General features: G+C 59.3%; 20 protein-coding genes and 1 pseudogene. 11 read left to right on the forward strand and 10 right to left on the reverse strand.

Features of this window, described 5'->3' with window-relative positions; genetic code table 11:
* The first annotated feature begins 415 nt into the window (after window positions 1-415).
* The 6 genes from IFR23_RS13550 to IFR23_RS13575 all read left to right on the forward strand — a co-directional run bounded on the left by IFR23_RS13550 (window position 416) and on the right by IFR23_RS13575 (window position 7,147).
* Window positions 416-2,197, forward strand: a complete 1,782-nt coding sequence (locus tag IFR23_RS13550) for an EAL domain-containing protein (RefSeq protein WP_192976375.1) — start codon at window positions 416-418, stop codon at window positions 2,195-2,197.
* Window positions 2,198-2,372: 175 nt separating this feature from the next.
* Window positions 2,373-2,687 (forward strand): phosphonate transporter, encoded by a 315-nt coding sequence (locus IFR23_RS13555; RefSeq protein ID WP_133021470.1) that lies wholly within the window; start codon window positions 2,373-2,375, stop codon window positions 2,685-2,687.
* Between the two features lie 11 nt (window positions 2,688-2,698).
* Entirely contained in the window at window positions 2,699-3,988 is a 1,290-nt protein-coding gene (locus IFR23_RS13560; RefSeq protein ID WP_192976376.1) for a sensor domain-containing diguanylate cyclase, read from the forward strand.
* A 298-nt stretch (window positions 3,989-4,286) separates the two neighbouring features.
* The gene (locus tag IFR23_RS13565; RefSeq protein ID WP_342344960.1) at window positions 4,287-5,444 is read left to right on the forward strand and encodes a type II toxin-antitoxin system HipA family toxin; all 1,158 of its coding nucleotides are present in this window, start codon (window positions 4,287-4,289) and stop codon (window positions 5,442-5,444) included.
* A complete protein-coding gene (locus tag IFR23_RS13570) occupies window positions 5,441-6,427 on the forward strand; it encodes a helix-turn-helix domain-containing protein (RefSeq protein WP_192976378.1) in 987 nt (328 codons plus the stop codon). Before IFR23_RS13565 ends, IFR23_RS13570 begins: the two co-directional genes overlap by 4 nt.
* 192 nt (window positions 6,428-6,619) lie before the next feature.
* Window positions 6,620-7,147 carry a recombinase family protein gene (locus IFR23_RS13575; protein WP_192239894.1) on the forward strand — a complete coding sequence of 176 codons (528 nt, stop codon included), beginning with the start codon at window positions 6,620-6,622 and terminating at the stop codon, window positions 7,145-7,147.
* 289 nt (window positions 7,148-7,436) lie between these two features.
* Here the strand turns inward: IFR23_RS13575 and IFR23_RS13580 are convergent, their stop codons facing one another.
* Window positions 7,437-7,901, reverse strand: a complete 465-nt coding sequence (locus IFR23_RS13580) for a GAF domain-containing protein (protein ID WP_192976379.1) — start codon at window positions 7,899-7,901, stop codon at window positions 7,437-7,439.
* 524 nt (window positions 7,902-8,425) lie between these two features.
* On the opposite strand from IFR23_RS13580, the gene IFR23_RS13585 reads away from it, so the two are divergent.
* Together IFR23_RS13585 and IFR23_RS13590 are read left to right on the forward strand one after the other, a co-directional pair.
* Complete coding sequence (locus IFR23_RS13585; protein WP_192239896.1) at window positions 8,426-8,668, forward strand: DUF6894 family protein; 243 nt, start codon at window positions 8,426-8,428, stop codon at window positions 8,666-8,668.
* Window positions 8,669-9,076: 408 nt separating this feature from the next.
* Window positions 9,077-9,583 carry a GNAT family N-acetyltransferase gene (locus IFR23_RS13590; RefSeq protein WP_192976380.1) on the forward strand — a complete coding sequence of 169 codons (507 nt, stop codon included), beginning with the start codon at window positions 9,077-9,079 and terminating at the stop codon, window positions 9,581-9,583.
* Between the two features lie 360 nt (window positions 9,584-9,943).
* Here the strand turns inward: IFR23_RS13590 and IFR23_RS20285 are convergent.
* Window positions 9,944-10,602 (reverse strand): annotated as a pseudogene (locus tag IFR23_RS20285) (IS110 family transposase); the annotation flags it as partial.
* A gap of 1,300 nt (window positions 10,603-11,902) precedes the next feature.
* The gene (locus IFR23_RS13605; RefSeq protein ID WP_342344961.1) at window positions 11,903-12,424 is read right to left on the reverse strand and encodes a transposase; all 522 of its coding nucleotides are present in this window, start codon (window positions 12,422-12,424) and stop codon (window positions 11,903-11,905) included.
* Between the two features lie 167 nt (window positions 12,425-12,591).
* Here IFR23_RS13605 and IFR23_RS13610 point away from each other — a divergent pair, with 167 nt between their 5' ends.
* Window positions 12,592-13,326, forward strand: coding sequence for a Crp/Fnr family transcriptional regulator (locus IFR23_RS13610; RefSeq protein WP_192976384.1), 735 nt, complete (start codon window positions 12,592-12,594; stop codon window positions 13,324-13,326).
* Window positions 13,327-13,985: 659 nt separating this feature from the next.
* Here the strand turns inward: IFR23_RS13610 and IFR23_RS13615 are convergent.
* Window positions 13,986-14,288, reverse strand: coding sequence for a hypothetical protein (locus tag IFR23_RS13615; protein ID WP_192976385.1), 303 nt, complete (start codon window positions 14,286-14,288; stop codon window positions 13,986-13,988).
* A 399-nt stretch (window positions 14,289-14,687) separates the two neighbouring features.
* Here IFR23_RS13615 and IFR23_RS13620 point away from each other — a divergent pair, with 399 nt between their 5' ends.
* The gene (locus IFR23_RS13620; protein ID WP_192976386.1) at window positions 14,688-16,826 is read left to right on the forward strand and encodes a prolyl oligopeptidase family serine peptidase; all 2,139 of its coding nucleotides are present in this window, start codon (window positions 14,688-14,690) and stop codon (window positions 16,824-16,826) included.
* A 240-nt stretch (window positions 16,827-17,066) separates the two neighbouring features.
* Here the strand turns inward: IFR23_RS13620 and IFR23_RS13625 are convergent, their stop codons facing one another.
* The 4 genes from IFR23_RS13625 to IFR23_RS13640 are packed head-to-tail and all read right to left on the reverse strand — an operon-like array spanning window position 17,067 to window position 21,391.
* Window positions 17,067-19,289, reverse strand: a complete 2,223-nt coding sequence (locus IFR23_RS13625; RefSeq protein WP_342344958.1) for a molybdopterin cofactor-binding domain-containing protein — start codon at window positions 19,287-19,289, stop codon at window positions 17,067-17,069.
* Complete coding sequence (locus IFR23_RS13630) at window positions 19,286-19,777, reverse strand: (2Fe-2S)-binding protein (RefSeq protein ID WP_192976388.1); 492 nt, start codon at window positions 19,775-19,777, stop codon at window positions 19,286-19,288. Before IFR23_RS13630 ends, IFR23_RS13625 begins: the two co-directional genes overlap by 4 nt.
* The gene (locus IFR23_RS13635) at window positions 19,774-21,063 is read right to left on the reverse strand and encodes a cytochrome c (RefSeq protein WP_192976389.1); all 1,290 of its coding nucleotides are present in this window, start codon (window positions 21,061-21,063) and stop codon (window positions 19,774-19,776) included. Before IFR23_RS13635 ends, IFR23_RS13630 begins: the two co-directional genes overlap by 4 nt.
* 19 nt (window positions 21,064-21,082) lie before the next feature.
* Window positions 21,083-21,391: a hypothetical protein gene (locus IFR23_RS13640; RefSeq protein ID WP_192976390.1), complete on the reverse strand. Its 309-nt coding sequence runs from the start codon at window positions 21,389-21,391 to the stop codon at window positions 21,083-21,085.
* 90 nt (window positions 21,392-21,481) lie between these two features.
* Between IFR23_RS13640 and IFR23_RS13645 the strand changes: the two genes are divergently transcribed.
* Complete coding sequence (locus IFR23_RS13645; protein WP_192976391.1) at window positions 21,482-22,144, forward strand: Fe2+-dependent dioxygenase; 663 nt, start codon at window positions 21,482-21,484, stop codon at window positions 22,142-22,144.
* An 82-nt stretch (window positions 22,145-22,226) separates the two neighbouring features.
* Here IFR23_RS13645 and IFR23_RS13650 read toward each other — a convergent pair whose 3' ends face one another.
* Together IFR23_RS13650 and IFR23_RS13655 are read right to left on the reverse strand one after the other, a co-directional pair.
* On the reverse strand, window positions 22,227-22,607 hold the full coding sequence (locus tag IFR23_RS13650) for a low molecular weight protein tyrosine phosphatase family protein (protein ID WP_192976392.1): 381 nt from the start codon (window positions 22,605-22,607) through the stop codon (window positions 22,227-22,229).
* Window positions 22,608-22,615: 8 nt separating this feature from the next.
* Window positions 22,616-23,308, reverse strand: a complete 693-nt coding sequence (locus IFR23_RS13655) for a phytanoyl-CoA dioxygenase family protein (protein ID WP_192976393.1) — start codon at window positions 23,306-23,308, stop codon at window positions 22,616-22,618.
* Between the last annotated feature and the right edge of the window lie 515 nt (window positions 23,309-23,823).

The raw sequence follows: 23,823 nt of genomic DNA on the forward strand, positions 1-23,823 counted from the left end.
TTCGACGGGACGGTAAAACGTCGCTATGCGTCAGGCTTAACCTAAAGCGGCCTGACCGCTTCCCAACTCGTACATTCCCAAAGTTCGATCTTTTGGGAAAGCGCGGGCCGTCTCGATCGCCGTTCGTTTTTGAGAACGCCGGATCGCGGGCTAACCATACTTAGCGCGGTGCGGCGCGGTGGGAGTAGCCAGCTCAGCGCATGGTAACGAGCAGAGGGTTGGCACCCGTTCACCTTGTAACTCGGATCAATCCTTCCTGAGCTACGGACGCGATCACCGTTCCGTGTTGATCGTGAAAGCGTCCGTGAACTAGCCCCCTATTCACAGTTAATGTGACGCAAGTTAATCCCTCGCTATGACGTGAGTTTAGAACCGTTAAGGTTTTGAATATAGGTGTAAACGCGAAGGAGTTCGTGTGCGCAACCAACATGAAACGTCCCGCCTGGACGCGCTGCATCAGCTAAAATTGCTCGATACCCCCGCAAGCGAGAGCTTCGACCGTATAACCCGGATGGCGAGCCAGATCTTCGGTCTGCCGGTTGCCGCGGTATCGCTGACTGATCACGATCGGCAGTGGTTCAAGTCGCGCGTCGGTGTTGATCATTGCAGCATTCCACGAGCCGGGGCTCCGTGTGCGGAGGTTGCCGAGTCTACGCAAGCGTTAGTCATCGAGGATTTCCTTGAGGACCCTGATTATGCCGAAAGCCCTCTGGGTCGTGCCGGTACCCGCTTCTATGCTGGCGCACCGCTAGTAACCAATGAGGGATATGGCCTCGGTGCGTTATGCGTATTGGGCACTGAACCGCGCAAAGCGTCATCTGCCGAACTTGCCGCTCTTGCAGATCTAGCCGCCATGGTCATGGCGCAGATCGAGCTGCAGCATGCTTTCGGTCGGATCGATCCCATCAGCGGAATGCCGACCAGAAACCAGTTTCGTGAGGATCTAATGGATCTGGCGCGAGACCATGCGGGAAAGCAGTACTTCGCCGTCGTGGTGGATCTGGCCCGCGAAGATCAGATCAGCAGAATCACGCGTGCCATGGGAGCTGCCCGCGTCGACCAAATGGTACATGAGGCGGCCCAGGCGCTGCGAGCTGCGCTTGGTCCGGGCCGAAATGCCTATCAGGTTGGCACTGCACAATTCGGGTTTATCTCGCCATCGGACGTTGAGTGGTCGGATTATATCGAGCTCTTGCGAACAAGTTTTGCATCCATGCGGGCTTCGTCGTCGGTCCGGTTTGTCACGAACGTAAATATTGGCGTCCGATCTTTCGTCGCAGGGTCGGTATCGGTTGACGACGTTATTCGTGGTGCAACGAGTGCTGCCCAAGACGCGAGGGAAGCGGAAGGAGCAATTGCGCTTTATTCACCGGCACGCGACATCGCGCATTGCCGCCAATATGGCCTTTTGCAAGACTTTGGCACAGCACTCGAGGCAGGCAATCAACTTCGGCTCGTTTATCAACCTCGGATCGACCTTTCTACGGGGGCGTGCATTGGCGCAGAGGCGCTACTGCGATGGCGTCATCCAGTCTTGGGCGACGTGTCGCCTGCGGAATTTATTCCGATCATCGAACAGACGTCGCTTGCCCGACCTACTACGCAATGGGTTCTTGAAACGGCAATGGACCAGCTGGCGGCATGGCAACGTGGTGGGCTGGCTATGACGCTATCTGCTAATATCTCGGCCGCTAATCTCGGCGAAGCAGACCTTAGCGAGAGGATTACGACTGGGCTTGCCCGGCGTGAGTTGCCGTTTAGCTGCTTGGAAATTGAGCTAACCGAAAGCGCGATTATGGATCAGCCCGATCAAGCGCTAGCTATGCTGCGAAGGTTCAGAGATGCAGGTGTTTGCCTTGCTATCGATGACTTCGGCACCGGCCATAGCAGTCTGGCCTATCTACAGCGTCTGCCAGCACAGATCGTAAAGATCGATCAGACGTTCATACGCGACCTGAGCAGAGCGACAGGATCCGACTTTGCTCTTGTGGAAACGATGATCGGCTTGGCTCATAGGCTGGGCTACCGTGTGGTTGCAGAGGGCGTGGAAACTGCAAAGGCGGCCGTCATTCTGGAAGAGCTTGGCTGCGAAGAAGCCCAGGGCTTCTGGTTCGCGCGGCCAATGGAAGCCGACCAGTTTGTCATGTGGCTTTCAGACCGGCGTGAGGCGTCACTAGCTTTTCCGTACGCTGCCTGACGTTACCATAAGCCGGGCCTGCGCGGCCTGCATCGATGCACAGCTAACCGGCGCATTTGCGAAAGTTTGGTATTTAATTAAGCAGCTTAGGCCATAATGCCTCGCTGAGGAGCTATTGATCGTGTCACCAACAAACGTAGATTTCGAAACGGTCGGACTGCACGACCTTGAGACGATGAGCACTGCAGACCAGGATGCGTTGCCGTTCGGAGTGGTCGGCTTTGCCGCTGACACGATCGTGCAGGTCTACAATGCGACCGAGGCTCGTATGTCAGGGTTGGATCCGGCCACGGTGGTCGGCGTTCCGTTCTTCGACGCGGTCGCACAATGCATGAACAATTTCATGGTGGCACAGCGGTTCGAAGACGAACCGGAACTCGATGACGTCTTCCCTTACGTTCTGACGCTTCGCATGCGGCCGACCAAGGTGCGGTTGCGGCTGCTCGCGACGGCGCAGACGCCGCGTCGCTACGTACTCATCGAACGCTAAAGGCTAGCCGAATGACCGATACGTCGGGCGAGGAGGAACTCCTCGAATTTCTATACGCCTGTCCGATCGGACTGATCGAATGCGACGCGACTGGCGAGATCGGATTGATGAATCCGCACGCCATGCAGCATCTGCTGCCGCTGGCGGGATCGCGCGGCGTCAGCAACCTATTTTCGGCGTTCGAACATCATGCCCCGGAACTTAGAAGCATGGCGGAAGCCTTTGCATTGCCTACAGGGCGCATTTGTGACGGTCATCGCGTTTTCGTAGACCTGGGACCAGGCAAGAACGGTGCGACGCCGAAAGTCCTTGCCTGTTCGTTGGTCAAACTCGGCGCTGACAGGTTGATGGCGACGCTCACAGATATAAGTCAGCAGGTTCTCCAAGAAAACCGACTGCGGCAGGCCGATACCTGGTTCGCAACGCTGCTCGATGGCGTCAACGGCTACGCCGCGCTGACGATCACGCCGGACGGCCAAATCGCAGCAGCTGACACCTGCTTTGCCCGCCAGACGGGGTATGAGCCGGCCGACGTTACCGGTCACAACCTTGCCGATGTCCTCAGCACAGATTTGCCTGGCGGCGATCTGCGTCTGGACGAGCAGCTGGCAATCGCTGTCCGTGAGGGGTGGCATCTTCAGGAAGGGTGGCAGCAACGCGCCGATGGCGAACGCTACTGGTGTCAGCGTCTCGTCGTCGCTCGCTCGGCACGCGACAATGCGACCTTACCCCGATTTTCGGTTGTGCTTCGTGATGTACCGCGTCGCGACACTGCGACCGAAGACGTGCGGCGACTTCTGACATGCGACCATCTAACCGGCGCGGCAAATCGACGGCATTTCAGTCAGGCAATGGCTCGCGAACAGCAAAGCTGGCGTGAACTTCGTCAGTCGCTCTCGCTGGTTGTACTCGATCTCGATCACTTCAAGGCTGTCAACGACGCACACGGCCATCCGGTAGGTGATACGCTTCTATGCCGGGTGACTGAGGCGTGCACCGCACTCCTGCCACCACGCGGTATCTTTGCGCGCTTAGGGGGCGAGGAATTTGGCGTTCTGCTTCCGCGCTACGATCGTAATCAAGCTATGGAGCTCGCCGAGCGACTTCGCGAAGCGATTGCCGATGTCGTCATCGAAGCTCCATTGGGCACTCTGCGGGTAACGGCCAGCTTGGCCTGTGCGACGCTCGACGAGACCGAAGGGTCGATCGAAGGGCTCATCGCGTTGGCTGACAAACGTCTTTATTCCGCAAAGCATGCCGGACGGAACCGCGTCTTTGTGGCTGAGACCGAGGTTGCGTGACTAAGCACCGCCTGCAACGTTCAGCTGTGCATCGGATCATATGCGGCGTCGTCGCGGCCGAGCTACGCCGTCAGCGCGGTACGCTGGTCTACGGTAACCATCTTGTAAATATACGGGTACATCCAATACGATCCAGCAGCCATAGGTCGCAAAGACTGACACAAAATCGATATGTTTAGCTATCTTAAGCGTATGCTAAAATTAACCGAAAATGTCAGTTTTTATTGACATACTGGCTGTTCAATGGCATTGGGTCGATAAAGCTTGACAGGAAGCGCCTATTCCAGACCGTATTGCCATTGTTACCTACAAGGGCACACCTGCCGGCGAGCTTAGCGAGCTGGAGGGAGGCGATAGCCGCTTCGTGTACAAGGATGCGTGGCTGACGCCGATAGCATGTGCGCTGCCGATCGAGCAGCCGGACCATTATCACCGCAACGGCCTTATCCCTTTCTTCGAGCATTTAGGGCCAGAGGGCTGGCTGCGCGGCCGTCAGGCACGTGCCGGCGGGACAGCCGAACAGGATGATTTAGGCCTGCTCTTAAACTATGGTGCCGACTGCATCGGCGCAGTTGGCATCCTTCCGGCCGAAGGTCCGGCGTTCGTCGCACCTGATGAACCCAATGCGCTGGAAGAAGCTGCAGCGCTCCCGGGCCGTACTTTGTCAGGCGTCCAGAAAAAGCTGCTCGCCTTTCGTGGCGAGAAGGGGTTTGAGCCGTGCGTCAAGCCGTCGGATCCGGCGACGTACATCGCGAAATTCAACCGCGAGGATTTGCCGACGCTCGTACAGAATGAAAATGTCTCGCTCGAACTGGCCCGCGAGGTACTGGGCAAGGCCGAAGTCACTGCCGCCAAGCCTGGGCAGCTCGCTGGCATCGAGGGTTTGGCTCTACTCGTCGAGCGATTTGATCGTCAGGGTAACGAAAAGCTTCGTCTCGAGGACTTCGCGCAGATTCTCAGCAAGCCCCGCGGCCGTGAATTCGACGGTAAATACCATTCCTCATACGAAGAGGCGGCAACCGCCATCACGCGCTTCTCCGCGCGTGCGCGGATCGATCTCGCCCGCTACTTCCGCCTCGTCGTGTTCAATCTCACACTCGGTAATGCCGATGCGCATCTGAAAAACTTCTCGCTACTCGAAGGCAGCGGCGGACTGCGCCTCAGTCCCGCTTATGACCTAATAAACACGCTGATCTATACCAACTATGAGCGCAACGTAGCGCTCGAAATCGGCGGCAAGAAGCGCGCGTTCGACACACTCGACCGCGGGCTGATCGAAGCGCTCGGGGTCTCGATCGGACTGCCGGCCCGGGAAGTGTCACGATCGCTCGACGTCCTGGCCAAGGGCTTCGCCAACGCCAAGACGCTCGTCCTTGGCCCTCGGGTCCAGCCCGACGATTTCCGGTTCAAATACCGCGAGATCATTCTCGAAAATGCCGCAAGGATCTTCGCATGACCGACTGGCCCATCGATTGGCGAGCCGTCGTCGACGAAGCGATTCGCCGGCGTAAGCTGGAAGGCCTGACCCAGTCGGCGCTGGCTACGCTGGCCGGCGTCAGCCGGCCGGTCGTCGTCGCGTTCGAGCAAGGCGAGATCAACCTGCGCTTCGAACGCGTGATTGCAATCCTTGATGCGCTCGGGCTTTTCGTCCAGCCTGGGCGGTCCGACAGCCTGAAATCCTTCGTGCACGAGGCTCGCAAGCGCTTCACCGAGCTCACTGCCAACCTTGCGGATGATCATCCCTCGCGGCAGCCGCTCGGTCATAGCGAGCAGGCTTATTCGATCGATGGCATCGAGGAGCCGCCGACGCTTTCTCAGCTGCGCAACATTCTCGCCCGCGCGCCCAAAACCTCAGGCTGGACGCCGTTCTGGGTGCCGACCAAGGACTCGATCAAACCGACATTCTTCGACGGTCTCCTCGAATGCTGGCTAGGTCGCCCGTCCGATGATCGAGTGTTCAATGATCCGGCGTCGAGCGACTTTTGGCAGGTGTCCCGCGCAGGCACCGCCTTTCTCCAGCGCGGCTATCAGGAAGACGGGCGCGATCTTGATGCTGGAACCTTCTTTGATCTTACCCTGCCAATCTGGCGGACCGCCGAGGTACTGCTCCATGCCGCCTGGCTCGCGCGGCAACTCGGTGCCAGCGGGGAGGATCAGATACGTTTCACCGGACGTTACACCGGGCTGTCAGGCCGCGAGCTCATCAGCTGGGCCAAACCGGGGCTGCGCCTCGCTCTAGAGGAGCGCCACCGCTCGCGTGCCGACAGAGTCGACCTGACTACTCTGACCAGCGCCTACGAAATCGATGTGGATCTAGAGAAGGTTGTCGGCGCGATCGTGCGCCCGCTCTATGAACGGTTCGATGGCTTCGAAATTCCCGATGCACTGATTACCGGCCAGATCTTCGATTTCCGGCGCCAGACGGCGGACTATTTCTGACCTCTGAGAGCATATCCAGCTTGTGCGTCGGGCGCGGTATCGCTTGCTGATGAGTGCCGCCCAGGATGCCGAGCCGGAGGCGCATCTATATATCGCCTGCCATTCCATCTTTGGGCGTTTTGCCATTGAAAATGCGACCACTAGCAGCGGCTTCCTTCCAAGATTCGAACGGCGAACAAGTAGGACGCACCCATGTTGATCGGTTACGCCCGTGTCTCAACGACCGATCGGGATCTGACGCTGCAACTCGATGCATTGGCAAAGGCTGGCTGCGAGAGATTGTTCACCGACAAAGCGAGCGGGGCAAAAGTCGATCGGCCAGGTCTAGCAGAAGCGCTGCATTTCGCACGCGCGGGAGACACCCTCGTGATCTGGAAGCTCGATCGGCTTGGCCGCTCGATCCGAGGTCTGATCGAGTTGGCAGCGGGCCTGTCCGCCCGCAATGTGGACTTTCGCTCCCTGACCGATGGGTTCGACACGGCTACTCCTTCTGGTCGACTCCTGTTTCATATATTGGCCTCGCTCGCAGAGATGGAACGTGAGCTGGTGAAGGAGCGCACGATTGCGGGCTTGGCGGCGGCTCGCGCAAGAGGCGTCACCAGTGGTGGCCGAAAAGCAGCAATGACGCCCGACAAGATCGACACTGCGCGTAAGCTGCTACAAGTTGGTCTATCGACCTTCTATCGCTACTGCCCAGGCGGCGCGGGCCTTCCCGATTGAGGATCGAATTTCGAGAATGGCCGGCATTGGCAAAAACGCCCACATCCGGACACCCGCGCATGTGATCCAAGCTCCCGATAACGGCCGTTCGTTCAGCTCATCTTCCTTGACTCGCTATAAGCGGGACCGGCCGCTTTTCTTCCCATTTCAACCATGCCGCTAACGTCCACACCTGGACGTTTATGCGGGCGTTCTGCGCTCCGCCATAATCGTCTGTGCCGGACAATGCGCCCCGTGCGGACTAGGCCTCGCGACGAAACACTGCCCGTTATCCTAACTCACGCCTGGATCAAGCGGCGGATAGTATCGAGGCGATCCTGTCTGCAAACCCCTTCAACATCGAGACTTTGCCGAGATCAGTTAGCTTCCGCGGTTCGGGATCGATGGCGCAAAGGGTCCCATAGAACGAGCCGTCAGCGAGGACGACTGGGAGTGAAACATAGCTTTTAAACCCGTATAGAGCTGGGGCGGGATGGCTTAACCACTTAGCGTTCCCCGCCACGTCGTCTATCACCACGGTATTACCGTGCTCGCGTATGTCGTTGCAGATGGTCGTTGAAACCCTCAGTTCCTCACCTGGCGACATCCCGAAGTCGATCTGATCGACGACCTGGCAGGCTATCCATCGTGTATCGGTAACCCGAGCAAGGGCGACAAACCCCATTCCGGTTGAAGCGGCAACTTCATCTAAAATCCGGCGGATACCGTCATCATCACCGTCGCGAGCGGCGCCAGCTGCAAAGTCATCGAGCATACTCGTCGTTACACGGTCCTGCCGTTAAACGGCAACTGGTCCGAACCGTCACGTATCAATTGTGTTTGAGTAGATACCGCTTTCCCGAATTGGTGTTAATGAACCCGGTGCCCTGCACGTGCAAATCGCGTTCCCGTCGTTTGATGCAAACTTAGAATTGCTACTTCAACCTTCGTACAGCTTTTCCAACGCTGAAACCGGAAAGCCACGCGAAACGCTCTGACATTTTGTCATGAAAATTAAAGGGGCATTGGTCTGGAACCCCTTCACGTTGACCGCTTTTCAAGCCCGCTTCATACGCATCGCGTAACATTGGTTCGTTTGGTTCCATTGACCGGCAACGCTCGAAGGCAACAATCGGATTGAGCGAGATCGATACAATCTCGGTGTTAGAACGCGAAATTTCCGAACGTTGGGTAGTACGAGATACCTCAGAAACACCCCCGGGAACCTTACAAAGGTTGCGATGCGACGGAATATCACGGGTGAATGACCGCCCGTCGGTATGTCGACATAACTGGGCTATGCAGCGTTATTTCGTAAACCTGACTGAACACGGTCGCCTGATCACAGACGATGACGGATTTCTTGCCTCGGGACGGGAGGCCGCTCGGGAAATGGCCGTCGCAGGCGCCCGCGAGATGATGGCGGCTGATATATTGCTCGGCAAGTTGTGCCTATCGACGTCGATTGAGATATTGGACGATAATGGGGTCGTCCTCGACCAAGCGCGGTTTAGGGATCTTGTTCGTGTATCTGGCGGCTAATGGCGGAATTGATTGCCGAGCGCATGGCTTTAACGGCGTCACGCTTTCCCTCAGTTGACGCCCTGGCGGTGCTCATAGCCTCAAGCTCAACCAACGTTAGCGGCCGGCCCAGGGCTCGTTCGAAGTAGCCCTGAACCTTACTTGGTTTCATTTCGAATAAATAACAAAGTACGAAATCTGCGATCTAACCTATGTTTTGCTGGTTAAAAAAAAGGGCGACAGCAACCGGCATTAGGCAATGTAAATGCCTCCAACTCAGTCATTCCGCTTCCCTGCCCAACCCGTACATTCCGGAAACTCGATCCCAATGGGAAAGCGCCGGCCGTCTCCACCGCCGTTCCCAAACGGGAAAGCGGCGCAGACGGCAGGTCACTTCCATAATGCTGTCTGGGTGCGCATGATGCGGCCATGATTGATACCGACCGCCTCTCGCTGACCAAGCCAACGCTCGCGGACTTTGATGACGCGTATGCGATGAGCAGCGATGCCGAAGTTGCAGAGTCCATCGGCGGCAAACCCGCAAGCCGGGAGGATGCTTGGACCAAACTCTTACGGAATATCGGACATTGGGCTTCTTACGGCTACGGTATCTTCACCGTTCGGGAGAAAGCCAGCGGTGCCTTCGTCGGCGAAGTGGGGTTTGCCCACTTCTCGCGCGGGCTAGGCGAAACCTTCGATCCATTCCCGGAGGCAGCATGGGTCTTAGCCACCAGCGCGCATGGCAAGGGGTACGCGACCGAGGCAGTCGCCGGTACACACACTTGGATGGATCGGCACCAGAATCCTCAACGTACCGTCTGCATCATCCACCCCGACAATCGGGCTTCGATCCGGGTAGCCGAGAAGCTGGGATATGTCGGTTTCGGTGAAACCGAGTACCGAGGCGCGCGTCCTACGATGTTCGAGCGCCGGTGAGCCATTTCCCGTCGTTTAATATCGACCCCGAAGTCAAGGTTTGAAGGCATAGATCATGCTCGAGGCGACGATGGAGCCGCTCCGGGGTGGTCGACTGAAGCAATCGCCTTTCCGTGGTCGTCGAGCGTGTACGTATACCGGGTGCAGGGTCGTTTACGCGGTCGGGACGGTGCCTGCCGCAGGATGGCTATTCGCGGATCGAGATCTTCCAAGGTTTCTCACGCAGGCTGCTCGCTGGGGAGCCGCTGCAACGGGAAAGGCGGAATGATCCAAACCACGCCCCGGCAGGGACGTTTCGGCGCGTCGGGTAGAAGCGACGCTATGGCGTAAGTTCGTTTGGCAACTCCTCTGCTGGCATGGTCATGCTGTGGTCACCGGCCGGCGCTCGAAGCATGCGCCGGACTTCAGCATCGCGTGCATGACGACGGAAAGCTTGCGCGCGATTGCGATGGCGGCACGCTTGAAGCCGACCTTCTCCCGAAGCTTGATCCCCCACTGGCGTAAATCGCTGTCGGCATGGGCGCGCGTCAGGATGACGGTCGCGGCTTCGTAGAGCAGTCCTCGCACGTAGACGTCACCCCGCCGCGAAATATGCCCGTCATAGTCGACCTCGCCAGATTGATAGCGTCTGGTTGTGAGCCCCAACCAGGCGCCAACCGAGCGTGATCTGGCGAAGTTGGCCGGGTCCTTGATCGCGGCGATAAAGGAGCAGGCGGTCAAGGCGCCAACGCCAGGTATTGAGTGAGAAGCTGGCACTGTTTGCTCTGTCGGGCGGTACCGACGAGCTGCTTGCTCAACCCAGCAACCTTGACACGGAGTTCCCGCCACACGGCCAGAAGCGGTAGGATGATCAGCGCTAATCCCGGATGAGACCCCGCCAGATCGCAGACATGGCCGTCGAACACACGGCCTAGCCCCTTGGGTACGATCAGGCCGAAGGTCTTCATCAGGCCGCGTATCTGGTTCGACAGCTGAAGCTGCATCTTTAGCAACTGGGTCCGCGCGGTGACCAACGCCTGCTGAGAAAGTTCGGTTGGCCGGATTTGCCCAATTTCAGGCATTTCAACATGCGAAGCGGTTGGCCGATTGCGGACAACGGCTATCGTTGTCACAACGGCACAATGCCGATCAAAACTATCTTCAGATCAGTAGCGCTCTTATGCGTCTCCGGCTGTGCGAGTAGCGCGGCGACGGTACAAGATGACCCGAGCACAGGGCTAACTCTGACGGGTCAGCCGTCTGATCTACAGGTTTTTTTGAATACGACAAAAATAGTACCGCATCAGTGGATAGTTGAACGTAGGTCGAGCAACGAAGATGGCGTGGCTTCGATCAGATTGCGGTGGCCTAGCCGTCCGTCGCCGAGCGATGTTGGCTCGATAGTCATCATAGCTCAAGCAGCCCGGTTGAATAGATTGCAAATTACTAATACCTCCATTGTTGAGCTTACCCCTTAAAAGTGACGGAGTTATTTTGCCTTTCTCTCCAACCCAGATATCATCGAAAGTCAGTCCCGATCGAGAAAATGATCTTGTCAAAACCGCCCCTTGCAGACATTCGAATCTTATATCCGACGGGCGGATGCGCAGATGCAGCGCCGCATCTAAAACTCATCGTCATGGTCGGCTTGCCGGTACTGATCGGACAGTTCGCATTCGACTGGATTGAAAGCGACTTACAGTCCGCCATCAGTCACCTTCCTACGAGAACCCTCCTCATCCTTGCTGTGGTGCTCGTGTGGGCCGCATTTCGGGAATACCGCGAGTGTAGAAAGAGGACCGTCCGCTAACCTCTCAACTCAGCAATTCTCGAAATTCGATCCCGGTCGAGAATGGTCTGGAAGGGTATAATTGCCCGATTGCGGGCATCTGTTGGGCAGCGTAGCTGTGCTGGATGGCGACGAAAGACCGAGACACGAGCCGAACTTATGGTGCGTTCGGATGCTTGACGGCATTCTTCCTCCCGGCAGCATTGCTGTCGAGTCATCTCAATGGCACGCTGACATGGTTAAAGGCGGTAGCCTACGTTGGGCTCGCCGCTCTTCTCATGGCTGTTCCATTGTTGTTCGCTGGTCGGAACCATACCGACTAATAAATTGCTAAAGCCAGGTATTACCGAAATTCGATCGATTCCGAGAACGCTCCGGCCTTCTCGATCACCGTTCCAGACCGTGCGAGAACTCGCCGTCACATGGGCACGGACGTCTGTTGTTAAACGGTGGAGCTGGGCGCAAATATTCTTGAGTTACTGCCGTGGTGGCGCTGTGGTGGCTTCAAGGGGAAGCCATTGAGCGCTGCGCAGCAGATTTGGCGAGCTTGATCAGGCCTGTACGACCTTGATCAACCCCGGCACGCCGATGAGGGTAATGGCTCTTCTTAGATTGTAGGCGAGCGCGGTCAGACTGAACTCGGCGCGAACCTTCTCCAGCCCGCGCATCAGGAATGCGCCCTGGTTCATCCATTGCTTGATCGAGCCGAACGGGTGTTCGACCGTCTCGCGGCGAACGGCAAGAATATCAGGGCGTGCAACCAAGCGCGCCGCCATGCGGTCCAGCACCGCCTCGTTTTCCCAACGGTTGATGCGCCGCCAGCGACTGCTGGTACAGTTCACCTTGATTGCGCAGTCCGAACAGGCGGCGGGGTTGGAATATTGGATGTTGGCGTGGCCGCGCGTCACCGCGCGATAGCTGATGTCGAGGGTCCGGCCACCCGGGCAGTGGTACGCGTCCGCCTCGGCATCGTAGCGAAAGAGATCCTTAGAGAAACGGCCATTGGCGATGGCGCTGCCCCGTCTCGGCCGGGCGACGAAGGGTGTGATACCATTCGCCTCGCATGCTTCGATGGCTGCCTGCGGGCTGTGTTTTCGCCTTCAACAGCTTAACTTGAGGCTAAGGCACGGTAACCGGGGCAAGAACCGCATGGGAAGGGCTCTTGCTCCTACCGAGATCACAAGATCGAGGCTGCGCTTCACAATTGCAAAACCGGGCACAGCCGATTTATCGAAGGGTTATGACAAAACTGCTGCCCTTGCACCGATTTGAACAATTTGGCTTGCTTAGCGAAGCTGAGCGCGAGGCAGTCTTGGCTCTGCCGGGCCGGCCATACACGATCGAACGCGGCCAAACGATTCTCCGGGAAAACGATGAAGCAAGAGGCTTCTACCTGCTTCTGTCGGGCTGGGCCGCGGTATGGAACGTCATGCCAGACGGCGGGCGACAGATAGCAAAGATCCATTTGCCGGGCGAACCGCTTGGAACACCAAGCATGGCAATGAGACGCTCGACCGAGAATGTGTTAGCAATAACCGAGGTCGTGATCGCTAATGTGCCTCTCGCTCGCTTTGGCGCACTGTTTGAAACACACCCACGCGTTGCCGCCCGATTTTTGTTGAGCGTTCAGCAGGAACGCATCGTACTTATGGATCGCCTTGCCGCGATCGGTAGAGTAGGGGCTGAAGCAAGTGTGGCTTCCTTTTTACTCGATATAAAAGAACGTTTAGAGCCGCTTGGCCTTGTGCAAGATAACAGTTTTGACCTGATGGTAACTCAAGAGCAGATAGGCGATGTACTTGGTCTTACTTCTGTACATGTAAGTCGCGTACTTTCATCGCTAACGTCTCGGGGGCTTATTGAGCGCAATGGAAGGCATTATCGACTGCCTAACGCCGATTTGCTATCGGCCACAGCGGCCCGGCCTGAGCGGCAACCTTTTCCCGATCAAGATTGGCTGCCTGCCGCACGCTAACGGTCGCCATCGAGCCTCCACAAACCGGACTTAGGCGCTAGGCACAGGTGGGTGAACGCGCCCCTCCCCTACAACTTCCGGCCAGACCCACATCCAGACATTCAGGTGCTCATTCCCGCCTCCCAACTTCAGCCATTCGTTCATCGGGCTGAGCGGTAGCGTTTGGCGGACGATCCATTTCCTCGACGGCTTGAAAGGGAAGGAGAGCGGACGGTCTGCTATATGTCTTTCGTAGTCAAAAGCGGCCAATCCACCGCAACGCTATAGAGTTGTGCCTGCCAGTTCAGTGACGAGGAACATTAGCGCGGTCCAAATGATTACCAAAATCGTCAGGACAGCGTTTAAAGGCCCTTGGGATTTTCGCAGTACTACGAACAGAGCGATTGCCGCGATAGCATGCGCGACATAGAAAATGTGGAAGTAATGGTAGGCTGCTACACTTTGAGCGCCTAGCTTTCCTACTCGGTCTGGATGAATATAGTTAAACGAGATTTTTGCCACCAAAAAGCTGATTACAAAGTGTGCAAAAAACCAAAGCCTTTGCATTTTCTCGCCCTTCTGTGTTCGAGCCGTTCCGCCAGCGTAGGCTGCCTTGGTGAACGTTCGGTTTCAGACACCCTTTGATAAGCACGGAGTGACCGGGATTGGGCGGTTCAAGCTTACGCCGAACCGAACACTGACTCATGCCAATACATTCCCGGTACAGCGAACCAATCCGCGTTCCCTGGCGCTTTGAACGCGGCAAGCTGGCGCATTTCGATGGCATAACGTTGGTGGAAGGCGATCAGTTCGCGAAGGTCGTCGTCATTCGGATGACGGGCAAGCCGGATGTGTAGTCCATCGCCTCGTCCCTCATAGCCCAAGACAACTTCCATCCGATCGAGCCATGCAAAGAACAGAGCCTCGTCGTTCTGGTGAAAGTAGCGAACGCGGTTGGCGATGAGGGTTGAGGGTTCTGCCATATCCCTCCGTCCCACGGTTGCAGACTATTAAGCAATGACCGGTTTTGAGTATCCGCAGATTGGGCCTGAACGGCGGACTATGGGCGAACGCGCCCTGCCCTACGGTTTCCGGCCAGACCCATTGTCGGCCATTCGCGCTCCCTCCCCGGCTTCCCGACTCCAGACACTCGTTCATGCTCAGGCATTCTGCTTATAGCTCGTGGTATATCGTCAGGAACGTGGTGTTGGGATGGGTTAGGCCTCTCGGACTTGGCTCCCATGCTGCATTGTCTTCAGCGCTTGCCGAACCGACAAGAAACTCTCGCATTCATGAAACATAGCTTGCGCGTGGGTTAAAATCTGCAATCTTTAGATTTTCATTCCCTTCTTAGTCGGTCGAGTTTGCTGGAGCATATCCGAATGCTGTCACGTCTATCTGTTCGTATCACTCTCTCATTCGGGGTTCAGATTTTATGCTCCCCGGTCGGGGCATCGGACCGACCAAACCCAGCAGCCGTTCAGGCTGTCACTGACGACTATTATGGTGCGAAAGTTGTCGATCCCTACCGTTGGATGGAAAACGGCAAGGATCCTCGCTGGATGCCCTGGCTGAAAGCAGAGGCCACTGCCGCCCGTCACGCCCTTGATGCGATTCCTGCGCGCGACCGTTTTCTTGCAAGTGCCACGGCGCTGTCTGGTGATCTGACCACGGTGCAAAAGGTCGTTGCCGTCGGCCAGACCCAGTTTATCCAGCGACGGAAAGCCGGGGCGGAAGATTCAATGCTTTTTGCGCGCATAGGGAATGCGCCAGAGCGGATGTTGATTGATCCCGCAAAGATTGCGGGCGGGGATCAGGTTCTTGATTGGTGGCAGACATCGTCCGACGGGCGATATGTCGCGGTTGGGCTATCAAAGCGGGGGAGCGAGGCCTCGGTTCTCCACATCGTAGAAACGGCATCGGGCCGCCTGCTTCCTGATCGCATCCCCAATACCGACTTCGGCGTGGTCGGGTGGTTACCTGACAACAGTGGATTTACTTATCTTACTTTCGTCGGTCAGAAAGGGACACCAAGCTACTATATTAATTCCGAGCCACGGCTGCATTTGCTGGGCACATCGGTGCCTGATCGGCTCCTGATCAACCGTGCAAAGTCACCGGTTCCGCTTGGCGCGGAACAGTTTGCGACTGTATCGGTCACCTCGGGCTCCAACTCGGCAGTGCTGGCAGTGGAAGACGGACGCCGGGAACAAGCACTTTACCGAACCGATATCGGCATGCTCTCTGCCGGACCCGCCACTTGGACACGGATCAGTGACTTCAACGACCTCGTTGTCGGCGCAAAGATATCTGGAGACAATCTCTGGCTTCTTTCACGGAAAGGGAACAGCAACGGCAGCGTCATTCTGACGTCGGCCTCCAAGCCGAACCTAGCCTCCGCGAAGCAGGTGGTCATTCCGGGCAATCCAGTTTTAGAAAGCATCTCGGCGACTAAGTCAGGCGCCCTCGTGCAGACCATCGAGGGTGGACAATCCGGGTTATGGCGCGTGAGCACTTCGGGGGCAGCGACGCGTGTGGCGCTACCTGTTTCCGGCACGGTTCGTTGGATTGAAAATGAACCGACGTCGGACACGGCGTATGTCAGCCTTGCCGGCTGGTTCACACCGGCAAGACCCTATAAGCTCTTAGCGGATAACACTGTCCAGGATATGGGTCTGGTACAGGCGCCTCGCAGTCTTGATCCGAGCCGCTACGAAGTCCGGACGTTGACCGCCACGGCGCGGGACGGAACGAAGGTACCGTACACTGTGGTGATGCGTAAGGACATCACCTCCAATGGCCGTAATCCGCTGCTGATCGAGGCTTATGGCGCCTACGGCATATCGCTAACACCTGACTACCAAAGCCAGCTTATCCCTTTCCTCGATCTTGGCGGTGTATTCGTAACTGCGAATGTCAGAGGTGGTGGTGAGTTCGGGCGCAGTTGGCATTATGCCGGTAAGGCAGAGACCAAGGCAAATACCTGGCGTGATGCCATTGATGTCGCCGAGGCATTGGTCAAAAACAAACTCACGTCTCCAAAACACATGACCATCATGGGTACATCAGGAGGCGGCGTGATGGTTGGCCAAGCCGTCAACGAGCGACCGGACCTATTCAATGGGGCCATCGCCAACGTCGGCTTCATGAACCCTATCCGTTACGTTTCCGAACAGAACTTTGCTGATATTCAGGAATGGGGCGGACCGATCACCGACGAAAAATCGTTTAAGACGATGTTCGATCTTGACCCGTACGAGCATATCCGGTCAGGGGTTCGATATCCGGCAACACTCGTTGTAAGTGGTATAAACGATCCGCGAGCTGCTACTTTTCATAGCGCGAAATATGCCGCCAAGCTTGCCGCAGGCACGGCCAGCGGTGAGCCCGTACTTCTTCGTATAGATTTTGACGCAGGTCACGGAGTAGGATCGACACGAACGCAAAGGGAAGAACTTTGGACCGATATCTATAGCTTTGCTCTTTGGCGCGGAGGATTAGCAGGTTTTCAGCCGAAGTAGTTCGCGAGATCGTAGTTCATCAGACAAGTGTTTTTATACCAGGCGAAACCAAGGCCCGGAACAGATCTGCGTACCGTTGGCATGCAGGATGCGGTGGCGTTTAAGGCTAGTATAAGATTGCTAATTGCATGTGACGGTGACCCACATTCGAACACTCAAGCTTGCTTCTGTCAGCCCCAACTTTCGCCGCTCATTCATGCTGCCCTACGTATCTGATACTTGGCGCGCAGAGAGCAAAGGTTACGCCTGAGACAACAACCGGCTGATCAAAGGCATACTTCTCAGCCGTTCCCCTGTAGCTGAAGCCAGAGCGTTCGCCAGCGCAGCCGCGGTCGGCCCCTGGGCACATTCACCGGTACCGAGGAAAGGCGTGCCCGGCCGGTCCACGACCTCAACCGTCACGCTGAGCGGGGCATCGGCAAACCGGAGTATTGGATAAGTGCTCCAGTCGTAATCGGTCCGGCGCGCACCGTCGTGCCCGGCCGCTTCGAGTGCGGTCCAGCTCAGCGACTGGACGATGCCGCCCTCCACCTGATTGCGGATGCCATCCGGGTTGACGGCTTCGCCGCTGTCCACGGCAGCGACGGCGCGGTGGACGATCAGCCGGCCTTCGCCGGGGATACGCTCGACGTCGAGCGCGATGGCGCAATAGGCCCCGTGGTTCTTGTAGCGGGCAAAGGCAAAGCCTCGCCCGCGATTGGGGGCGGATCGGTATCGCGCCCAGCCAAACCGTGCTGCGGCCTGCCGGATCACGGCGGCCGCATGTGGATCGTCCAAGTGCGCCAGCCGGAACGCGACTGGATCGCGGCCTGCTGCAGCCGCGAGCTCGTCCATGAAACTTTCGAGCGCGAAGATGTTCAGGTGTGCACCCAGTCCGCGCAGCGCCGAGACGCGTACCGGCATGTCGGGCAGGAAATGACTGACGATGGTCTGGTTGGGGAAGCGGTACAGCGGGATTGCATTGCGGTCGCCGCCGCCATTGGGCTGCGGGATCGGTTTCGGCGGGGTCGGCTTGAACGGCGGTACGACTTCGGCACCGGCGAGAAGATCGCCCGCCGCGACCGGTCGCGTGCTGTGCGTATTGCTCCACACCTGATGCCGCCAGTCGACGATCCGTCCCGATGCATCGAGCGTCGCGTCGACCTGCGCGAGCATCGCCGGGCCGAGCGGTTCCCAGCCATGTTCCTGCTCGCGGCTCCATTGCAGCCGCACGGGGACGCCGGGCATCGCGCGGGCGATCAGCGCAGCGTCCCCGGCCACATCGTCCGCACCGTTATGCCCGTAGCACCCTGCCCCCTCGCGGTGGACGCACCGGACGCGGTCGGCGGGTATCGCGAGCAGTTCGGCGATCGCCTGCCGCAACGGCTCGACACCCTGGCTATGGGTCCATACCGTCAGCCGGTCCTCCGCAAACAGCGCCACCGCACAGGACGGCCCGATCGCACCATGCATCAGATAGGGCCGGTCATAGCGTGCAGACAGTTGCTGGACGCCGTGCGCGCCGGGATCGTCGCGGTGGTTGTCGATCACCTGGCTTTCCCGCCGCATGGTCAGCAACCCGGCAGGCATCGGCGGTAGCCCCGGCACCGCGGCGTCACGCACCCAGCGGCCGCGATTGGCAACGCGAAGTGCCTGTTCGAGCGGCCATTCGCGAGGCCCGACGATCGCCGCGAAACGGCCGACCTCCACGACCCTGGCAACACCCGGTTGCCGACGTAGCGCACCGTGGTCGGGCGTCAGTTGCGCGCCGGACGATGGTCCGCGGAGGACCCGCGCGTGCACCATGCCGGGCAGCCGCATGTCGTGCACATAGCTTGGCAAACCGGTCAGCTTGGCGGGTAGGTCGACGCGCGGTACCGGCTTTCCGATCAACCGCCGCGCCTCCCGACGCTTGCGTGGTACGTCCGCCCTTGCGCGCACTGTGAGGGAGGTGGATGCGGCCAACTTCGCATAGGTCGCGCGCCGTCCCTGCCCGTCGAGCACGGCGCCATCGCGCGTGAACAAAGTGGTCGCCGCCACGCCCCACCGCGTCGCGGCTGCCTCGGCAAGCAACAGCCGGACGTTGGCGGCGGCGTTGGCGATCGCGGTGCCGCTCTGTTCCAGCGTCTGGCTCCCCGCGGTCACACCCTCGTTCGGCGTCAGGCCCGTGTCCGCGGTGATGAGGTCGATCCGGTCGATTGCGACGTCGAGTTCGTCGGCGGCAAGCTGCGCCATCGCGGTCTTCACGCCAGTGCCGAGTTCGACCTTGCCCGTGAACACGGTTACGCGACCGTCCGGTGCGATCCGGATCCAGGCGTCGAGATCGGGAAACTTGGCCAATGTCCCCGGCAGTTCGGGCGCGACCGTCGGTGGCCCGCCACTACCCTCGCCACCGCCGGTTTGCGCCAGCGCGGCAGCCGGCGCGAGCGAGAATGCGACCAGCAAGCCGCCCAGCACGTCGCGGCGTGACGCCCCGCTGTTCACGTCACGGGTTCCGCGGCATCGATCACGCCACCGCTGCGCATCACCGCGGCCCTCCGCACTGCGCGTAGGATCCGCATGTGCGTCCCGCACCGACATAGCGAGGGTGCCATCGCCGTCCGCAGTTCGTCCTCGGTCGGCGTCACCGTCTTGCGTAACAGCCCCTCCGCACGCGCCATCATGCCGGGGATGCAATAGCCGCACTGCGCCGCCTGCTCGTGGAGAAAGGCGCGCTGGACGTCACCCGGTTTGGCGGCCGTGCCCAGTCCCTCGACCGTCGTGACTTTTCGCGTGCCGATCGCACTGATGGGGAGGACGCAGGAGAACACCGGTTTGTCGTCGACCAGCACGGTGCACGCGCCGCACTGCCCCAACCCGCACCCGAACTTCGCGGCATGCAGTCCCAGATCGTCGCGCAGCACGTAGAGGAGCGGGGTCGCAGGGTCCACGTCGACACGTGCTGTTGCGCCGTTGACGGTCAGGTCGATCATTCGCCCTCCTTGCGTGCCTTGGCGACGTCTTTCTCGAGGTTCTTCCACGCCGATCCGGTACCGTGGCGCATCTGCAGATATGCGACGATTTCCGCCACGTGTCGGTCGTCGAGAGCATCGGCGAACGCCGGCATATAGGGCCCACGTGGCGAGACGGGCGGATGGAGACCCTTCAGGACAATCTGGATCGTATCACGCGGGTTGTCCTCGTGCAGCGGTGTGCCAAGTGGCAAGGCGGGACGTCCCGCAACCATCATCGCCGCGCCTGGCTCGTGGCATACTGCGCAGGCCCCCTCGTAGAGCCGCGCACCGTCGGGATGACGCTGCGACGCCAGCGCCTGGCGATCGGGCAGCGGTGGCTCGAACCGTGCAGCAGGCGCAGCGCGCATTTGCCATGCATAATACGTCGCCAGCGCATGAACATCGGTCGGTGCTGCACGGGCCAGGTTATAGGTTACCGACCCCATCGGCCCCGCCGCAGCGGCATGCGCGGTGCTCAGCCCGGTGCGGAAATAGGCATCGAGCCGCTCCACGGTCCACGCCCGTACAGCAGGAGAGTGCGCGTTGATCGGGGGCGCATACCAGCCACCCGACCATCCGCCGTCATACGCCTGCGCGCCGCGCTTCTCCTGCTGCAACAGGCCACGCGGACTGTGGCAGGCGGTGCAATGCGCCAGCGTCTCGCCGATATAGCGTCCCCGGTTCCAGGCGGCTGACTGGCTGGCGGCGGGCGTGATATGCTGGCGTCGGAAGAACAACAGCTTCCATCCGACAAGCAGGGGACGAAATCCGAGCGGCGGGATCATCGTGTTGGCCGGCGGCACCGAACGCACGGCCGGTTGGGTCATCAGGAACGCGTACAGCTCCCCCAGATCGCTTTCCGTCACGTTCGCATAATGGGTGTAGGGGAAAGCGGGGTACAGATGGCTGCCGTCACGCCCGACGCCTTCACGCATCGCGCGCCGAAACGCTGCCGGAGACCATGCACCGATTCCCGTCGCCGGGTCGGGCGTGATGTTGCTGCCGTAGATCGTTCCGAACGGCGTCTTGACCGGATACCCGCCTGCATAAGGACGTCCGCCTGCAGACTGGTGGCAACTGACGCAATTTCCTAGCCGGGCCAGATTAGCGCCGCGCACGACGAGCGCCGGATCGAACAGACGAGGATCGGGGCGCGTCACGGTTGCGATTGCCGGTCGGTATGCGATGATCGCGAAGATCAGGACGCAAACGCACAACGCCGCCGCCGCCCATATGAGCTTGCGCGTGATGCCGGACCGGCTCATCCTCGCTTATGTCCGGCGATCAGCGTTCGCCCTCGCCTTCGCCGCTCTCGTTTTCACCGCCCTCATATTCGCCTTCGCCGCGCTGACCGGCATGCTGTTGCGCGGCACGCGCGCGCCGGGGATTGCGGACGACGTGGCGCGACTTGGTCGAGCCCACGACGTGGCGCCCCTCGCCTTCGCCCTCACCCTCGCCGCGCTCGTTCTCGCCACCTTCGCCGACCTGGTCGACCGACGGCGCCGGTGGTTTAGCTGCCGCTTCGGCCAGGATCGCCTGGCCGGATTGCGCAACGACGAAGGCGCCGACGCCCATCCACAACTTCGTACGCATACTAATTCCTTACTCGCCAACGCGTTGGCCGCATTGTCTGGGACTGGTAGAGCGCCCGCCCGACATCCTGTCGATGCTGCGAGAACCCTGATGTTGATCATGATTGCCAACGTTCTGGACGCCGACAATCTCCAGTCGCTGCGAGATAATCTCGGCAAGACGCGTTATGTCGACGGGCGCCGGACCGCCGGTCGCGAGGCCCGCCCAGTTAAGCGCAACGAACAGGTCGACCGCGCCGACCCGCTGCTCGCGGACATGCAAGACCTCGTAATTGACCGGTTGCTCGCGAACCCCTTGTTCCGGATGGCCACGCGACCGCACGTGGTTCGCCCACCGCTGTTCAGCCGCTACGAGCCCGGCATGGCCTATGGCAGCCATGTCGACGACGCGATCATGGGCGGCATGCGCACCGACGTGTCGGTCACGATCTTCCTGTCAGAACCCGACACGTACGAAGGCGGCGAACTGGTGATCGAGTCCGCATCGGGCGAACAGGACGTAAAACTCGCGGCAGGAGATGCAGTGGTCTATCCGACGACGGCACTGCACCGCGTCGCGCCGGTTGTCTCCGGCGAGCGCCTAGCCGCCGTAACCTGGGTACGCAGCCTGATCCGCGATGCCGATGCCCGCGAACTCCTGTTCGATTTGGAAACCGCACGGCACGCCCTGTTCGACCGCCTTGGCAAGACGCCCGAACTGGACTTGCTGGCAAAGACGCAGTCCAACCTGCTCAGGCGCTGGGCCGAAGATTGAGACCGACCTTTGAACCACTAGGTAACGCTTGACCCAATAGACGACATTCAGACCGGCCTACTCACATCCCAAAAACCGCCGTTCATTCATGTTCCGATTGTGACCGCTTCTCGGTTGTCCTGGCGCGTGCTGGTAGGTGCCTACTCACCTTCGTCTCGAGCAGCCGGACCAGCTCCGGCTGCATAAACGCAAAATTGTCCGGCACATCGAGGCAAATCACACGCGTGCCTGTCAGAGCCGCCCGGAAACGACGCTGCAGCTTGCTCCGTTGCGCCTTCTCCATAACGAAGATCAGGTCAGCCCAGCTAACGAGTTCAGCCGTGAGCGGGTTCTCGGCATCATGGTTGGTCCCCGCGGAGTCTACCTCGAGATCTTCCCGACGCGAGAACACCTGCTCGGCGGTAGGGCTTCGCAGCTTGTTCTGGCTACAGACGAACAGGACCGTTCGGACGCGCGCGCTCAATCTGCCACCTATACACCATGCCAGGCGAGTGGGTATGGCGCAGCATCAGCCGAATAATCGACCTGGAGCACGCGACGGCGTCGCGGGGGATCAGCAGCCAGCGAGGCGTGTACGATAGGGGTAGCGTAGAGCCAAACGTCGCCGCGTTCGGCTAGACATAGCCGCTCGCCGGAGGTCGTTACCAAGCGCTGCACTTCGGCTTCACTCAAGCGACCGAGCCGGTGCGAGCCAGGCACGATGCGCAACGGAGCGTTGTTCGCATCCACTTGATCCAGGTGCACGCGCAAGGTCACCATGCGCTCGAGGATATCAAACGGCGGTTCGACTTGAATCAGGCCGGACTTCAACGTCCACGGTCCAAACCCATCTGCGCCAACCCGCTCCCTTACCACAATCGTGCGGTCCTGATGCCAGCCGAGCGCCCAGTTACGCTCGGACGTCTTGTCGAACAGGATCGCACGAACCGGACGAGCGTCGGGTCCGAGCGCGGTGGCTGCTATCCCACCGATCGGTCCAGCGACGCCTAGAAACGGCTTAAGCTTGCGTCCTTCCCCGATCCGAACTCCAGGCACATTCGTTGGAAGCGCAGCCAAGGCGGCCTCAAGGCGAGTAAGCGCGGTTTCATCCAGGGCCTGGGCGAAGAGTTCGGCCCCGTCCTGGTCGAGGTCGAGATCGGCGGTCTGATCAAATCTCGCAAGCATGTTGATGAAGGTAGCCGAGACCTCTGTCGTGGTCGACCTCTCGACGACTACGACAGCGGTGATCCAGAAGCGGACATTTACCCTGAGCTACTAGCTTCCCGACTTCGGCCACCCATTCATGTTTTTGGCTTCGGGATTTCTGCCTGGCTGGACCGAACGACAGCGAGAGATCCAAGGGTGCCCCTCTCAGCTATTTCCAGATGGCAAAACCGCTACACGCCCCTGCCCTTGGCGGGTAGTGGATGCAGATGACCCTTGCGCATTCGGCTTCGATACCTGGGCGGCCGGCCCTAACATCTTCTGGCAAACCATAGATGGCGGTCGCCAGCAGGCCCGGTCGCGGAATGCCACTTCCGCCAACCACGTGGCGTGAGCGGCTCGGCGCGCTTAGGAACCTGCCGCCGTTCCTCGCCATGGTTTGGCGCACCAGTCGATCTCTGACTGCAATCACGCTCGCGGTTCGGCTGGTAAGGGCTCTGCTACCGGTAGCGACCTTGTTCGTGGGCAAGCTCATC

The organism is Sphingomonas sp. CFBP 13603, assembly GCF_014892665.1.
In the GTDB taxonomy this organism is placed as follows: domain Bacteria; phylum Pseudomonadota; class Alphaproteobacteria; order Sphingomonadales; family Sphingomonadaceae; genus Sphingomonas.